Source organism: Vibrio sp. CK2-1, assembly GCF_021726515.1.
In the GTDB taxonomy this organism is placed as follows: domain Bacteria; phylum Pseudomonadota; class Gammaproteobacteria; order Enterobacterales; family Vibrionaceae; genus Vibrio.
Map to the genome: position 1 here is coordinate 39487 of NZ_JAKKCJ010000002.1, position 14969 is coordinate 54455.

General features: G+C 43.5%; 13 protein-coding genes. 10 read left to right on the forward strand and 3 right to left on the reverse strand.

Features of this window, described 5'->3' with window-relative positions; all coding sequences use genetic code 11:
- Positions 1–119: 119 nt before the first annotated feature.
- The 7 genes from L3V25_RS04975 (at position 120) to L3V25_RS05005 (ending at position 6387) form a co-directional block, all read left to right on the forward strand.
- Positions 120–2366 carry an EAL domain-containing protein gene (locus L3V25_RS04975; protein ID WP_237294394.1) on the forward strand — a complete coding sequence of 749 codons (2247 nt, stop codon included), beginning with the start codon at positions 120–122 and terminating at the stop codon, positions 2364–2366.
- A gap of 42 nt (positions 2367–2408) precedes the next feature.
- Positions 2409–3197 carry a class I SAM-dependent methyltransferase gene (locus L3V25_RS04980; RefSeq protein WP_237294395.1) on the forward strand — a complete coding sequence of 263 codons (789 nt, stop codon included), beginning with the start codon at positions 2409–2411 and terminating at the stop codon, positions 3195–3197.
- An 85-nt stretch (positions 3198–3282) separates the two neighbouring features.
- Positions 3283–3804 carry an ATP-dependent zinc protease gene (locus L3V25_RS04985; RefSeq protein ID WP_237294396.1) on the forward strand — a complete coding sequence of 174 codons (522 nt, stop codon included), beginning with the start codon at positions 3283–3285 and terminating at the stop codon, positions 3802–3804.
- 148 nt (positions 3805–3952) lie between these two features.
- The gene (locus tag L3V25_RS04990; RefSeq protein ID WP_237294397.1) at positions 3953–4624 is read left to right on the forward strand and encodes a hypothetical protein; all 672 of its coding nucleotides are present in this window, start codon (positions 3953–3955) and stop codon (positions 4622–4624) included.
- Between the two features lie 711 nt (positions 4625–5335).
- Positions 5336–5593, forward strand: coding sequence for a type II toxin-antitoxin system Phd/YefM family antitoxin (locus L3V25_RS04995; RefSeq protein WP_237294398.1), 258 nt, complete (start codon positions 5336–5338; stop codon positions 5591–5593).
- Positions 5581–5883, forward strand: a complete 303-nt coding sequence (locus tag L3V25_RS05000; protein WP_237294399.1) for a type II toxin-antitoxin system RelE/ParE family toxin — start codon at positions 5581–5583, stop codon at positions 5881–5883. Before L3V25_RS04995 ends, L3V25_RS05000 begins: the two co-directional genes overlap by 13 nt.
- A 123-nt stretch (positions 5884–6006) precedes the next feature.
- Positions 6007–6387, forward strand: a complete 381-nt coding sequence (locus L3V25_RS05005) for an MmcQ/YjbR family DNA-binding protein (protein WP_237294400.1) — start codon at positions 6007–6009, stop codon at positions 6385–6387.
- Between the two features lie 49 nt (positions 6388–6436).
- Here the strand turns inward: L3V25_RS05005 and L3V25_RS05010 are convergent, their stop codons facing one another.
- On the reverse strand, positions 6437–7027 hold the full coding sequence (locus tag L3V25_RS05010) for a response regulator (protein WP_237294401.1): 591 nt from the start codon (positions 7025–7027) through the stop codon (positions 6437–6439).
- 9 nt (positions 7028–7036) lie between these two features.
- The gene (locus L3V25_RS05015; RefSeq protein WP_237294402.1) at positions 7037–8878 is read right to left on the reverse strand and encodes a PhnD/SsuA/transferrin family substrate-binding protein; all 1842 of its coding nucleotides are present in this window, start codon (positions 8876–8878) and stop codon (positions 7037–7039) included.
- Between the two features lie 141 nt (positions 8879–9019).
- Here L3V25_RS05015 and dsrO point away from each other — a divergent pair, with 141 nt between their 5' ends.
- The 3 genes from dsrO to L3V25_RS05030 are packed head-to-tail and all read left to right on the forward strand — an operon-like array spanning position 9020 to position 13989.
- Entirely contained in the window at positions 9020–9778 is a 759-nt protein-coding gene (dsrO, locus tag L3V25_RS05020) for a sulfate reduction electron transfer complex DsrMKJOP subunit DsrO (protein WP_237294403.1), read from the forward strand.
- Positions 9778–10893: an NrfD/PsrC family molybdoenzyme membrane anchor subunit gene (gene nrfD, locus L3V25_RS05025; protein WP_237294404.1), complete on the forward strand. Its 1116-nt coding sequence runs from the start codon at positions 9778–9780 to the stop codon at positions 10891–10893. The genes dsrO and nrfD overlap by 1 nt, the downstream gene beginning before the upstream one ends.
- Before the next feature lie 9 nt (positions 10894–10902).
- Positions 10903–13989: a tetrathionate reductase subunit A gene (locus tag L3V25_RS05030; protein ID WP_237294405.1), complete on the forward strand. Its 3087-nt coding sequence runs from the start codon at positions 10903–10905 to the stop codon at positions 13987–13989.
- A gap of 103 nt (positions 13990–14092) precedes the next feature.
- Here L3V25_RS05030 and L3V25_RS05035 read toward each other — a convergent pair whose 3' ends face one another.
- Positions 14093–14965 (reverse strand): carboxylate/amino acid/amine transporter, encoded by an 873-nt coding sequence (locus L3V25_RS05035; protein ID WP_237294406.1) that lies wholly within the window; start codon positions 14963–14965, stop codon positions 14093–14095.
- Between the last annotated feature and the right edge of the window lie 4 nt (positions 14966–14969).

Genomic DNA, 14969 nt, shown 5'->3' on the forward strand with positions numbered 1-14969 from the left:
GACGTAGTTTGTACTGAATGAATGTAGATTTTCGATATTTTATTACTTTAGCTTTTTCCTGCGCGAGTAGTCTCGCTTGGGCAACTGACAGCGGAGCAAAATCAAGCATAGAGCCTACTATGCCAGAAACAAACTCAGCGGTGATCAGCCAAGCTCAGTCTAGTTCTGTAGGCATTCCTCACCCGAATGATATGCTGCAATTTCTCGCCTATTTCATTGTATTAGCAGTGGCTTTGTTTTTTATTCTTCGTCATTTTAAGCGTGTTCGTATTACTGAAAATCAATCACAGCAAAGCCAGTATTTATTGGAAACGGTTTATGATTTAAGTCGACAAGCCATTGGAATTGTTGATGAAAAAGGGCTGTTAATCTCGAGTAATCAGACCCTGCAAGAATTAGTGTATGACCCGAACTTTGATTATGGCCACCCAGTTTGGACCTATGGCGGCTGGGGAGAGGCGAGTGGTGAAAAAGTTCAGCAGGCGTTTCTCAAAGCACAGCAAGAAGGCGTCGTTCGTCTTGAAGTTGAATTAATTAGAACCAGTATTGGGCCAATTACTTTAGATTTAAGCATTAAAAAATTACCAATAGCGGATGGCCATGATGAGCAATATTTATTTGAAGGCAAGGATATTACCGCTCGTAAATTGGCAGAAAAACGCTTAATTGAAAATGAAGCCAAGTTTAGAAATTACTATCAATTACAGCCAGTGATGATGCTGACTATTGATGAGCATGATTGCATTCAAGCCGCCAACAAATTTACCTCTGACATATTAGGCTACGATAACCTGCAAATTTTAGGGCGAAAACTACAGAGTTTCTATGCTAAAAGCACCGAGCTCAGTGCGCTAGAAAAGCTACGTCAGCCACAAAAAAAACATGCTTTAGTGGCGCGTCGTGAAATTCAATATATTGATAATACCGGTCAGTTAGTCTGGATAAGAGAAAATATCCGTCAAATCCCAGAAACTCGTCAGCTACTCATTGTCGGTGAAGATATTACCGAAACCCACCTGTTAGCGGAGCAGCTTGAATATCAAGCTCACCACGATGGTTTAACCGGCTTGTATAACCGATATCATTTTGAGCAACAACTCGTCACGGCGTTAAAGGAAGTGAAAAGCAACATACGTGCGCATGCCTTATTTTATCTTGATCTTGACCAGTTTAAATTAATCAATGATACCGTCGGACATGAAGCTGGAGACGCGGCGATTGTCTATAGTGCAGAGTTGTTAGAGCAGCTAATTCCAAAAAAAGCGACATTGGCAAGAACCGGTGGTGATGAGTTTGCTATTTTATTGCGTGACTGTGATGAGGAAGAAGTGAAGCAATTTGCTCAGTCGATTCTTAATGGTTTCAATCAAAGTCAGTTTATGTGGCGAGGCATTCACTTTAACTTAAATTGCTCGCTCGGGATCCGTAAAATTGATTACACCGCGGAATCGGTGCAAAGAATTAATGCTCAAGCGGATACAGCCTGCCATTTAGCCAAAGAAGAAGGGCGTAATCGAGCGCATTTCTATAGTGGTGATGATGAAAACTTCCGCCATCGAGAATTGGAAATGGCCTGTGTTAGCCAAGTCTATGACGCATTGGCCCATGACCGATTAGAGCTTTATGCGCAGCCGATTTTAGATATTGCGCCATCGCCAAGTGACAAGCTGCACTTTGAAATTTTAGTACGTTTGCGTGATGAGAAGAATGAGCTGATGTCACCGGGAATATTTATGCCGGCGATCGAGCGTTATAATCTGGCTCACTTGATTGATCGTGAAGTGTTTAAACAAACCTTAGCCTGGTTTGAGGCGCGACCGGATGCGATTGATAAGCTAGGTCGTTGCTCGATTAACCTTTCTGGCCAGTCGATGGGCGATAAAGACTTTATTGCTTTTCTGATTGAGCTGCTGCAAAACACTACTGTGCCGACAGAAAAAATCTGTATTGAAATCACTGAAACGGCTGCGGTCGGGAATATGCAACAAGCCTCCCAGTTGTTTACTCGTTTAAAGCAGCTAGGTTGTAAGATCGCATTAGATGATTTCGGTTCAGGCTTGTCTTCTTTTGCTTATTTAAAAACCTTGCCGTTAGATATCGTGAAAATTGATGGCTGCTTTGTACGAGATATGCATCAAGATGAAGTGGACTATATTTTAGTGCAATCCATTCATAACCTAGTTAAGCAACTTGGTAAGCAAACTGTGGCTGAATTTGTGGAAAATGATGAGATATTATCGTGCCTAGTCGATCTAGGCGTCGACTATGCTCAAGGCTACTTAATTAGTCCTCCTCAGCCATTAGAGCATCTGGTCGAAAGTTTTATTGCTCAACCCGCTTCATCTTATCTGCCGGATAACGGATAATGCCGCGTCATTATTTGAATCCGTATAATTTTTGGAGTTTGTGTGCAGCTGAACTTATGTTGTGATAACCCTTCTCAGCAAGCTCAATTAGATGAGATTGCTGCACGTTGGCAACTTACCCATCAGCCTGATAGCGTGTTTGCTTTGGTGCTTACCGAGCAACGTTTGGAGCTGCGTAAATTAGATGAACCTAAGCTAGGCGCGATTTATGTCGATTTAGCTGGAGGCGCAGTAGCGCATCGTCGCAAATTTGGCGGTGGTAAAGGGCAAGCGATCGCCAAAGCAGCAGGCTTAAACAAAGGTGCCACACCAAGCGTACTGGATGCCACTGCCGGATTAGGACGCGATGCGTTTGTATTGGCATCGTTAGGTTGCAAGGTTCAAATGGTAGAGCGTAATCCTGTGGTTGCCGCTTTATTGGATGATGGTTTAACTCGCGCCAAGCAAGATCCTGAAATTGGCGAGTGGGTCAGTGAACGCATGAGTTTATTGCACGCTTCGAGTCACGATGCTCTGCAGCAATTAATGGCGCAAAACGATTTCATTCAGCCAGATGTCGTCTACCTCGATCCAATGTACCCTCATCCTGAAAACAAAAAGAAAAGCGCATTAGTTAAAAAAGAAATGCGGGTGTTTCAATCTTTGGTGGGGGCGGATAATGATGCAGATGGCTTATTAGAACCTGCACTGCAACTGGCCACCAAACGAGTAGTAGTCAAACGTCCAGACTATGCACCGTGGCTCAACCAGCATAAACCTAGTATGGCGATTGAAACTAAGAAAAATCGTTTTGATGTGTATGTTCTCAACAGTATGGTGACACAAAGCTGACACTTTCGAGGGAATTAACGTGCGAGCATGGAGTCTGAATACAAGTTACCCCAAAGATATTTATACTCAGACACTAAAGGTGATTATGAAATTCTCTCAAGCTTTATTGACCGCTTCGTTATTCATTCCTTTATCTTCGCTTGCGGTAGCAGCCGAGCCACAACAAGATGTCGCCCAATTACTGCAAGATAAAATCGTAGTCGGCGAAAAAGAGTGGGTCACGGTTTTAGATACCGATCAGCGCACTATCGCCAAAATAGATACCGGCGCGACCACTTCTTCAATCAACGCTATTGATATTCATGACTTTGAAAAAGACGGCAAAGATATGGTGTCGTTTAAAATCAAAGCTAAAGATGATGTCAGCAAAGAAATCACCTTGCCAGTTAAGCGCTGGGTGCACATCAAACAATCTTCAAGTCCAGAAACCTCACGTCGCCCAATTGTTGAACTAGATATTAAGCTGGGCGATAAGACCTACACCACACCATTTAACTTGGTAGATCGTGACCACATGATTAATGCGATTTTGATTGGTCGCTCTTTTCTAGATCCAATTGCTCTAGTGGATGTAGAACAGAAGTACATTCACAAAAAGAAAAAATAATCTGAAAATCAAACCTTTGTCATAACTGCTTTCAAATGCGAGTAATTTTCACTTGTATTTAATGATATTTAACTCTATAAAGAAATGAGAATCGTTGTTATTTGTCTTATCGTAATTGCGATTGGTCATTTCAGTAGGGTGTGTAGTTATGGCAAAGTCTTTATGTAAATTTTCTCGCCGCGATATTAAAGCCGGAAAAATCGACAAGTTAGTGTTGGATTCGCAATTTTATTGCGGCTCTTGCGCACGTACGTCGAATCAAAAAGGCGCACTATGCAAACCTGTCTCTCTTGCCAAGCTTTCTCAATCTAATCAACTCGATAAAAAAGTGACTCAAGCATTATTGCCCATTCAGGCGAGCAATGTGCCTGACGTGATCGCCAAAGCTAAAGCGATGAAAGCCCAACGCGAATATAACCAACAAGCGACCATCAAGCCGCTTAATAATGGTGTGAACTTAGTAGTGCCATCAAAAGTGATTGCTAAGCCTAGTATTGAGCCAACCATGCCAGAACTAGAGGCTCAACCTTTACTTGCTCCAAATGAAATTAAGCAGCAACTACAAACCTTGAAGAAAGGCTTAAAAGCACAGAAGAAACAACAGAAACAAATGAAAAAACTGCTGAAAAAGCAGCGTAAGTTAGCTAAGAAGCATAAGAAAGTTTTAAAACAAGAGCTTAAATTGAATAAGCAAGAAGCCAAGATAGCCAAACAAGAAGCGCGTATTGAAAAGCGTTTATCTAGCTTTAACACGGTTGAACCAATCCAGTTTCCAAAAAATATCACCGGCAAAGTGGTCGGCCTGAAATCTCTGCATTAAAAAAGTTTTTGGTTTGTATGAAGCCGGAGAGTTTCGATTCTCCGATCTGATTACAGCTGATATTTTTCCCTAAATAAATGCTGCCCCAAAGTAGTTTTGCGTAACCAACCCCATCCCCGCTTCCCCTTATATTAACTCCTGCTGCCAAGTGGCTTTATCTATCAAGGGGAAGAGCTATTCTTTGTCGCTTGTAGCTACAATGCCAACTACAGATTACCGAACATTATTTGAGCGTCATTCCAGCCGAGCCTAAGCGAGAGCAGGAATCTACTAATCACGCGCTCAATATTGGAATGTTCTTTTTTCGCAGATACCACTACACAAAAAGCGCTCACAAATAACTCCCTCCCTTTACCAATGAAAAATACTTGGCATCAAGATTTACAGCCAAGGGAGGGCGGGGGAGGGTTGATGTGAGAAATTTATTTATACCCCAAAGGAGTTTGGCGTAATCAACAGCTCTTCATCATGAGTTGGCTTTGGTGAACTATACGGATTATTTCCGCATTTTACGCTGAATAAATATGAGGTGAATTCATATGTTATGAATGAATTTAGTTATTTAGCTTGCTGTTCAAAAAAGTGACTGAGAAGATAGATGGAAAGACTATACGGATTTTATCCGTCTATTAAATAGTTAGCCGTCATGGAGATTGCTATACTCAAAGTGATAGAATAGTATCACTTTAGTATTCCTTTGGAGCAGCTCTCATGAAAGTAGAACTAGTGACATCACTTAAACGTCAAGCAACTAAGATCCTCGCCGATCTCCACGACACCAAAGAGCCAGTGTTAATTACTGAGCATGGTAAGCCATCTGCGTATCTAGTTGATGTTGATGACTACGAATTTATGCAAAATCGTATAGCTATTCTTGAGGGTATTGCACGAGGTGAGCGTGCACTAGCTGACGGTAAAATGCTAAGTCATGATGAAGCCAAGGACAAAATGTCAAAATGGCTGAAGTAATCTGGACAGAACCAGCGTTATCTGACCTCAATGATATCGCTGAATATATAGCACTTGAAAATATTGTTGCGGCAAAGCAGTTAGTACAAACGATCTTCTCCAAAGTCGAACGCCTACAAACTTTCCCAGAGTCAGGACGTATTCCACCCGAATTAGAACATTTAAGTTATCGTGAAGTTGTCGTTAATCCATGTCGTGTTTTCTATAAACAACACGGTGACAAAGTGTTTATTCTGTTTGTTATGCGTGCAGAGAGAGACTTGCGTAAGTTCTTGTTGAGTAAGCAATAACCTTCGGGAATGAGCGGCTAATAAACTGGTTAAGAGTGATTCGCAACGTGTGGCATTTTCAGTATGCGTTGCTCACACCTTAACAGGGCGTTGGTATGACTATGAGTTTAGAGGAAAAGCAATATGAATTATGATGAGTTCAACCATTTTTGTGGCTCTTTTGCTGCAACGAGTCACGTTGTTCAATGGGGTAATTCAGATGTATGGAAGGTTGGGGGTAAAGTCTTTGCTATAGGCGGTTGGGGCGATGGCTCTCAAGCGGCGTTCACTTTTAAAACTTCCGACTTAAATTTCGACTTTCTAAGTGATTGTGAAGGTTATAAACCCGCTCCTTATTTTGCTAGTCGTGGAATGAAGTGGATCCAGCAAGTCGAAACTTCGGGTAAATTAGACGACGATCTAAAGTATTATTTATCGGAGTCTTACCGCATTGTCGCGAGTGGTTTAAGCAAGCGTAAACAACGAGAGTTAGGCATAGATCACCTAGTTGAACTACGCTCATAACAAACATTTAAGGCTTCAAGATACTTTTACTAATCTGCTATAAGTGGCTTTATTTCAGTTGAGCATACTGCATCACCAATTCAGCAATGCTTTTGGCGGAAAACTTCTTCATTAAATTCGAGCGGTGGACTTCGACCGTTCGCACTGCGATACATAACTCCTCGGCGATTTGTTGATTCTTCATTCCTTGCACCACCAAACCTAAAATAGCCTGCTCTCGCTCAGTTAACGATTCAAACGCCTTTTGTATCGTCATTGCTTGAGTGGCTTGTTCTGAATAATCACACGCCTTATTGATAGCCTCTACCAGTACCTTGCCATCTACCGGCTTTTGTAGAAAATCTACCGCGCCTTGCTTTAATGCTTCTACTGCCATGGGCACATCGCCGTGGCCGGTTAAATAAATCACGCCTAATGGACTATGTTGTTGCTGCAATAGTTGGTGGATTTGCTGGCCTCGCATACTTGGCATGCGGCTATCGAGTACTACACAACCAGCTTGATCGAGTTTCGCTTGTTGGAGAAAGCTTTCACCATCGGAAAAACAGTGCACTTGGTAGTCAAATTCTTGCAGCAAGAAGGCCAGAGAATCGAGCACGGATTCATCGTCATCAACTAGGTAAATCGGTAATTGAGTCATAGTGATCCTTTAACTATTTTGTTGATGGGGTGACGGTTGTAAGTAGGGGAGTTGAATATGCGCTTCACACCCGTGTGGCTCAATAGGAGACAAAGTAAAATGGCCATGATGATGTTCAATAATATCGTGGCAAATCGATAGCCCCAAGCCTAGTCCTTTTTCTTTAGTGCTGACAAAGGCGCTTTGTAATTCGCTGATAGGCTGAGCTAGACCTGCGCCATTATCACGCAGATAAATATCCAACTGTTGCTCGGTATAATCAATGACTATCTCAATGCAGTTAGTTGGCTCTTGAGGGTAGCTGAGACATGAATCGGCAGCGTTATTGATGATATTGACTAACACTTGCTGTAAACCTACCGCATCAGCATAAATCTCTCGCGGGTTGCCATTTGAGACCACTTCGATTTGTATCTTTTTATCCGTTAAGTCGTGGCTGAGTAGGGCTAAGGTGTCATCGATTAATGCATTGATGTTTAGGTTATGCTTAGCTACGGTACGTTTGGTGATTAAGGTTCGTAAGCGCTGCACAATTGCATCGACTCGCACTACTTGCTGCTCAATCTTATCCATAATTGGCGTTAGGCTGGTGGCATCCGCGCCTTTTTCAATCCGCAGTTTTGCTCCTTGGCTGTAATTGCGAATCGCAGAAAGGGGCTGATTAATTTCATGGGCTAGATTAGTACCTAGACCGCCAACAATCGCTACCCGCTGGGCATGTTCTAGCATTTGGCTTTTTTGTTTTAGTTCGAGTTGCGCTTGATTGAGGAGTTTCTGGTTGCGGTTAAAGCGAAACTCCAACCAAAAATGATAAATGTTCAGCGCGATAAATAAAATTGCTGCGCCCCAAGCCCATTGTTGATGCTGTTTGAGCCACATTAAAGCCTGTTGCCACCAAGGGGTTTGTTGTGGATGAATATTTAAATCACGATACATTTTCACCACGCTTAATGAACTGATCGGAGATGACCAACCTTGTGATTTAGCGGCAACCGCAGCAGGGCTATCTTTGGGTAGATTTAATAACGCTTGAGTTACCGCGGTGGCGACGACTTCATTGGCTTTGCTGGTTTTGGCAAATGACCAGTTGGGATACAGCGGGGTAGACACTGCGCATGGAAAGTCTTGCGGGGCGCTATTGTTGATCACCCGAAATTTCGATTTATCGATCAGCCCTTCTTTATCCATATTCTCTAATAAGCATACCGGAGTAATTGCTACGTCGGATTGATGATCGCGTAGGTGATACAACATGGCATCAATCGGAAAGCCCAGATAATCAATTTTTTTGAAGAATAGGCTCGGGTCTTGTTGTTTGGATTTTAAATACTGACTTAAGGTAAGAAACCCGCCAAACGCATCCGGTGAAACGGCAACCGCGTGACTATTTTGCAAATCTTCTAGGTCGATAAACGGACTGTCATTTCTGACAACTAAGGTGCTGCCGAGTGCTTGATTGGTGCCATTGGGCCACGGGCTTTTTAACGTCGCGATCCAAGATAACGGATATTGCCACCCCAATTTTACTGATTGGCCGGGATTGGTGATCACAAACTCGGCGCTGTTGGTTGTGATCACTTCTTCCATTTGCTCTAGGTTTCTCGGCCGTAGAGAAAATTGGTATTGAGGTAATTGTTGGTTGAGCCAATCAATGGTCGGTTGCCAGCGTTGTATTGCTTGAGGATTACCGCGAGTCGCCAGTACGGCAACTTGAATCGGATGAGCTATAGGTTGAGATTGAGGCTGTGAACTTTCAGCATGAGCTAAAGAAAAGTGGCTTATCCCGAAAATAATAAATAACAGGGGAAGCGACCATCTAGCTTGAGTGAGTGGTTTGATAAAGCGGTTCACATGCTTTCCTCGTTTGAAATAGTTCTGGCAAAACTTGTTCTAGATCAAGTCAGGTTGGGTTATGTGGAAAACCACAATAGAGCAAAAAGTATCCATTGGCGAGAATACCCCTTAAGAGTTATCACCAGCAAGGCTAATCTCATGGATCAAACTAAACGACGCTTTCTCCGAGGTCTCGGCGCAGTTTCTGCCGGGGCTGCCATTATTCCGGTGGCGACCGCCGCACCTATCATTCGTAATAACCAAGAGCCGGGCCGTCAAGGCATGAAAGGCAAGCGTTATGCAATGGTAGTCGACCTGCGTAAATGTGTTGGTTGCCAAGCCTGTACAGTAGGTTGCAGCATTGAAAACCAAGTACCGATTGGTCAGTTCCGCACTACTGTGAAACAGTATGAAGTCACTTTAGATGACGGTTCAACAGCCAAGAAAGAAAGCAAGGTATTCACTTTACCACGTCTTTGTAACCATTGTGAAAACCCACCTTGTGTGGCGGTTTGCCCAGTACAAGCGACCTTCCAACGTGAAGACGGCATTGTGATGGTCGATAACAAACGCTGCGTAGCTTGTGCTTATTGTGTGCAAGCTTGTCCTTACGATGCTCGTTTTATCAATGAAGAAACCCTTACTGCTGATAAATGTACTTTCTGTGCTCATCGCCTAGAAGAAGGTTTGCTTCCTGCTTGCGTAGAAACCTGTGTTGGCGGCGCGCGTGTGATTGGTGATTTAAATGATGCCAATAGCCAAATTAGCCAGCTGATGCGTGAATTTAAAGATGAAATCAAAGTGCTAAAACCGGAAGCTGGTACGCAACCGCATGTGTTCTATATCGGTTTGCAAGATGAGTTTACCTCGCATATTGAAGGTAAAGCGGCGATTTACGATCCTCAAGGAGAGCACTAATGAATATTACTGAAGTTTTAATTCCGTCTCAGACGGTGGCTTGGCTCCCGTGGGCAGTGCAATACTTTTTCTACATTGGCTCGGCTTATGCGGTGGCGATTTTATTTTTCGCGAGCTTAGTGCTACGCGATAAGACCAGTCACACATTACGTGCCGCCTTGGCATTATGTTTAGGCATTTGTGCGATTGTTGGCCCGTTAGCCTTAACCGCTGACTTACACCAACCGGGTCGTGCTTGGCATTTCTTTCCTCATTTAACGTCTTGGTCTTGGATGTCGCGTGGCGCAATTTTATTGCCAATTTTCTCTATGCTAGCGGTATTAGCGGCGTGGTTATATTTACGCCCTGATATTAGCAAGCTAGCCAATAGCGATAATAAATACCTTCGTCTTGCTGGTTTGCTCACACTAGGTCAGTGGCAAGCTTCCGCTAAATTAATTACTGCGGTTGCTGGGGTAACGGTTCTTTCTGGCTTGTCGATTGCTTTGTACACCGGAATGGAAATCTACGCGGTTGTGGCTCGTCCAATGTGGCATCAACCTGCGTCGCCTATCTTGTGGTTTGTGACCGCTTTCTTTGGTGCGATTGGTTTTACTTTGTTCATTTTGAACTTAATGCCGAACCAAGATAAGACCATTGAACTGACTTCAACCGATATGAGTTTACTGAAACGTTGCGTGGCGATTTGCTCAGTGTTGTCGTTAATCCTATTACCTATTTGGGTATCCAATGGCGCTTATATGAACTTACTGCAATACGGCAGTTGGTTTAGCAACCTAGTGTTAATGATGGCTGCGTTTGTCGCTTGTTTAGTGATGGCGATGTTCGTGATGCGTGGTCAGCAATTTAAACGTCTTTCATTACTGGCTTGTAGTGCACTTACTATTGCTACCTGTTGGGCGATTCGCTGGATGACAATGATTGAAGTGCAAACTTTGCCGAAATACGACCAAGGTCCGTACCCTTATGATTTGCCATTAGGCGCACCGGGTATGCTGGGGGTAGTTGGCATGGCGGGTTTATGGCTATTGCTGGCGGTGATATTAACCGAAGTAGTGCAATCTAAATCTGACAAGTCAGTCGCATCAAACACTCCTTTATCAACTCAAGAGTAAGAGGTCATCATGGATAACAAACGTCGTAAGTTTATAAAATCTGGTCTTGCTGTTGGGGGCGGTGTTGCGTTTGCTGCAGGCTATTCTTCAACTGCAGCGCATACTGCAAAAGGTATTGTCGAGGGCACTGCTGGTGAGAAAACCAAACACATTCACTTTGGTAACTCACTTGACCCTGAATATCAGGTGAAGAACGGCAATCTAATTGCTAACCCAAAACAACGTGTCGTGCCATCAATGTGTTTGGGGTGCTGGACGTTATGTGGCGTGCGTGTCCGCGTTGATAACGAAACTGATGAGATCTTACGTATCTCAGGCAACCCTTATCATCCACTTTCAAGTGAGCAAAAAATCCCATTTGAAACACCAGTTAAAGATGCCTATTTATCCTTAACTGGTGAAGCGGGCATTGAAGGTCGCTCGACGGCTTGTGCTCGTGGTAATGCCATGATGGATGCGCGCACTAGCCCATATCGTATTACTCAACCATTAAAACGTGTTGGTAAACGTGGTGAAGGTAAATGGGAGCCGATTAGCTATGAGCAACTATTAAAAGAAGTGGTTGAAGGTGGCGATTTGTTTGGTGAAGGTCATGTCGATGGCTTAAAAGCGATTCGTGATATTAAAACGCCGGTTGATCCGAATAACCCTGAATACGGCCCGCTAGCCAACCAATTATTGATGACCAATGCGAGTAATGAAGGTCGTGATGACATCATTAAACGTTTTGCTTTTAATAGTTTTGGTACTCGTAACTTTGGTCATCATGGCTCGTATTGTGGTTACGCATTCCGTGCCGGCTCTGGCGCATTTATGAATGATCTAGATGGCTTCTCTCACATGAAGCCTGATTTTGAACATGCAGAATTTGCGTTATTTATTGGTACTGCGCCAGCGCAAGCCGGTAATCCATTTAAGCGTCAAGCACGTCAATTGGCCAATGCACGTACTCGCGGAAATTTTGAATACACAGTAGTGACACCTACTCTTCAAATGTCGACTAGTCTTGCCACGGGGAATAATAACCATTGGTTAGCCATTAAATCGGGCACCGATTCCGCTTTAGTATTGGCGATCATTCAGTGGATGATCAGCAACGACAAATACGATAAAAATTTCCTTGTTCAGCCAAGTGCTGCTGCAATGAAAAAAGCCGGTAATGCCCATTGGTGTAACGCGACACATTTAGTGATTGTTGAGCAAGGCCATGAGCGAGAAGGTAGTTTCTTACGTGCTTCCGATCTTGGTTTGGCTTTCAGTGGCGATAAATTGTCAGATGGCGATGCCTATGTGATTCTTGATCAAGCCACTGGTGAGTTAACTCTGCATACTCAAGATAAACCTGCGCAGTTGTATGTTGATCAAAAGGTCAACACGCCAAATGGTGAGATTGCGGTTCGTTCATCGATGCAACAACTCAAGCAAGCAGCGTTTGAATACTCTATTGATGAATTCGCTGAGCTTTGTGGTATTCCTGCTAATGAAATTACTCAGTTAGCGGCTAAATTGCATAAACACGGCAGTAAGTCTGTGGTCGATACTCATGGCGGTAACATGCACAGTAACGGCTTCTACAATGCCTTTAGTATTGTGATGCTTAACGCCATGCTAGGTAACATCAACAAAAAAGGCGGCATGAAAGCTAAAGCGGGTGGTTATCCTACTTCGGCTGCTGGCCCACGTTACGATTTCACTAAGTTTGATGGCATGGTTGCGCCGAAGGGAGTATTTCTTTCTCGCTCTAAATTCCCATATCAAAAAACCACTGAATATAAACGTCGTGTTGAAGCTGGTGAATCGCCATATCCAACTCGTGCACCTTGGTATCCAATTTCTGCGCCATTGCTTACTGAGCATTTATCGGCGGCGATTGATGGTTATCCGTACCGCTTAAAAGCTTGGATCAACCACATGGCGAACCCACTGTATGGCGTACCGGGTTTAACCACGTTGTTACGTGACAAATTGTGCGATCCGAAAGAGTTGCCTTTGATTGTTTCGGTGGATGCGTTTATCAATGAAACCACGGCAATTTCTGACTATATCGTGCCAGATACCGTGACTTATGAAAGTTGGGGTATGGCTGGTCCTTGGCATGATGTTCCGACCAAAGCGGTCACCGCTCGTTGGCCGATTGTCGAAGCTCGTACTGAGAAAACTGCCGATGGTCGTGAGATTTGCTTAGAAACCTTCTTAATTGATATGGCGAAAAGCATGAAGCTAGGTGGCTTTGGTGATAACGCGATTAAAGATGCGCAAGGTAACTGGCATGGCATTCATAATGCGGCAGACTTCTACCTACGTTCAGCAGCTAACCTTGCTTATGTTGCTGGTGGAACGCCCAATGCTAGCAGTGAAGATATTTACTTTTCAGGGCTAGAGCGTTTACTACCCGATATGCAGCGCGTGTTAAGCAAAGATGAATTCGCTAAAGTAGCCTTTATTTATGCTCGCGGCGGACGTTTTGAAAATGCCACTGAAGCTTACAAAGGTGATGTCATGAAATATCAATGGCAAAAACCGGTGGCGATTTGGAATGAAAAACTCGGTACTTCGCGTAATACCATGTCAGGTGAGTTGTATTCTGGTTGCCCAACTTGGTATCCACAAAAACTGGCAGATGGTACGCCAATGGATGAGATGTATGCTAAGTCAGAGTGGCCGTTTACCTTAACCAACTTTAAGTCGAATATTCATAGCGCGGTATCTAATCTTTCACCACGTTTGAATTCAATTAAAGGTAATAATCCGGTTTATATTCACCTAGAAGATGCCAAGCAATACGGCGTGCAAACGGGCGATCAGTTTACGGTTGAAACGCCAACTCACTCAATCAAAGTAACGGCAATGCTGGTGGATGGTATTCACCGTGGCGTACTCGGCTTTGAGCATGGCTTTGGTCATACCGAGCTTGGTGAACGTGCTCACTGGATTGGCGATAAGCAACAGCCAGTGAAAATGAAATCGAGCGATGGGGTGAATATCAACGATATCGGCTTGATTGATCCAACCCGTGAAGGGAAAGGCGTGGTACTTGATTGGGTAGTGGGTTCTGCCGCTCGTCAGGCGCTACCGGGTAAGATTAAGCTGTCTTAATTGAAAGTATCTTATAGTTAATAATCTAGAACGAAAAACGGACGCTCATTAATTTGAACGTCCGTTTTTTATTGGGGCAATATTTTCGTTTTTCGTTTACAGGCTACACGCTATAAGCCATCGCTTTACGTTTCACCCAAGTTTCATTTACCCATAGCGACAACATAATTACTGCGCCACCTAGTAATAAACGGGTTAAATCCACATCGCGATTCCAAATCAAAATGTTGACGATTAATCCTGCCGGCACCAGTGCATTATTCATTACCGCTAGTGCGCCAGCATTCACTAAACAAGCACCTTTATTCCACAAGAAATAGCCTAGTCCAGAAGCAATCAAACCTAAGTAGGTCAAGATTCCCCATTGCAGGTTGGTGGTTGGTAGTTTGTCGCTATTGCCCATTAAAGCAAAAGCGATAGAAGCGACGACAAATGCGCCAATATAGAAGTATCCAAACACTGTGCGTTGAGAGATTTCGACTTTGTTTTGCTCCATTACATGCTTATAGCCAACTTGGCCTAGGGCAAAACAAATATTGGCACCTTGTACCACTAAGAAACCATTGAGGAAGTTTTCATTGATGCCCGCAAATTTAATAATCGCAGCACCGGCAACAGCAATCACCGCAGTTAACAAATACCAAGGTGAGAAGCGACCTTTTAGAAGATCATAAATCAGCGTCACATAGATAGGTGTAAAGACGGTGAATAGCAATACTTCCGGCACGGAAAGCAACAGAAACGATTGATAATAAAAGCAGTACATCAAACCAAGTTGGATGCCGCCAATCGCCATTAATTTACCGATTAACTTAGCTGGAATATCTTTAAATTTAAGGAAAGGAAGAAAGACTAGGCCTGCTAGGGCAATACGCATCCAAACAGAAAACCAAGCATCAACTTGACCGGCAAGATAGACGCCGATCAAGCTAAATGAAAACGCCCACAGAAGAGTGACCGCAGAAAGATAGAACATAACT

Coding starts and splice junctions, on each gene's coding strand:
- L3V25_RS04975 (WP_237294394.1), top strand. CDS start 120: ATGCCAGAAACAAACTCAGCGGTGATCAGCCAAGCTCAGTCTAGTTCT.
- L3V25_RS04985 (WP_237294396.1), top strand. CDS start 3,283: ATGAAATTCTCTCAAGCTTTATTGACCGCTTCGTTATTCATTCCTTTA.
- L3V25_RS04990 (WP_237294397.1), top strand. CDS start 3,953: ATGGCAAAGTCTTTATGTAAATTTTCTCGCCGCGATATTAAAGCCGGA.
- L3V25_RS04995 (WP_237294398.1), top strand. CDS start 5,336: ATGAAAGTAGAACTAGTGACATCACTTAAACGTCAAGCAACTAAGATC.
- L3V25_RS05000 (WP_237294399.1), top strand. CDS start 5,581: ATGGCTGAAGTAATCTGGACAGAACCAGCGTTATCTGACCTCAATGAT.
- L3V25_RS05005 (WP_237294400.1), top strand. CDS start 6,007: ATGAATTATGATGAGTTCAACCATTTTTGTGGCTCTTTTGCTGCAACG.
- L3V25_RS05010 (WP_237294401.1), bottom strand. CDS start 7,027: ATGACTCAATTACCGATTTACCTAGTTGATGACGATGAATCCGTGCTC.
- dsrO (WP_237294403.1), top strand. CDS start 9,020: ATGGATCAAACTAAACGACGCTTTCTCCGAGGTCTCGGCGCAGTTTCT.
- nrfD (WP_237294404.1), top strand. CDS start 9,778: ATGAATATTACTGAAGTTTTAATTCCGTCTCAGACGGTGGCTTGGCTC.
- L3V25_RS05030 (WP_237294405.1), top strand. CDS start 10,903: ATGGATAACAAACGTCGTAAGTTTATAAAATCTGGTCTTGCTGTTGGG.
- L3V25_RS05035 (WP_237294406.1), bottom strand. CDS start 14,965: ATGTTCTATCTTTCTGCGGTCACTCTTCTGTGGGCGTTTTCATTTAGC.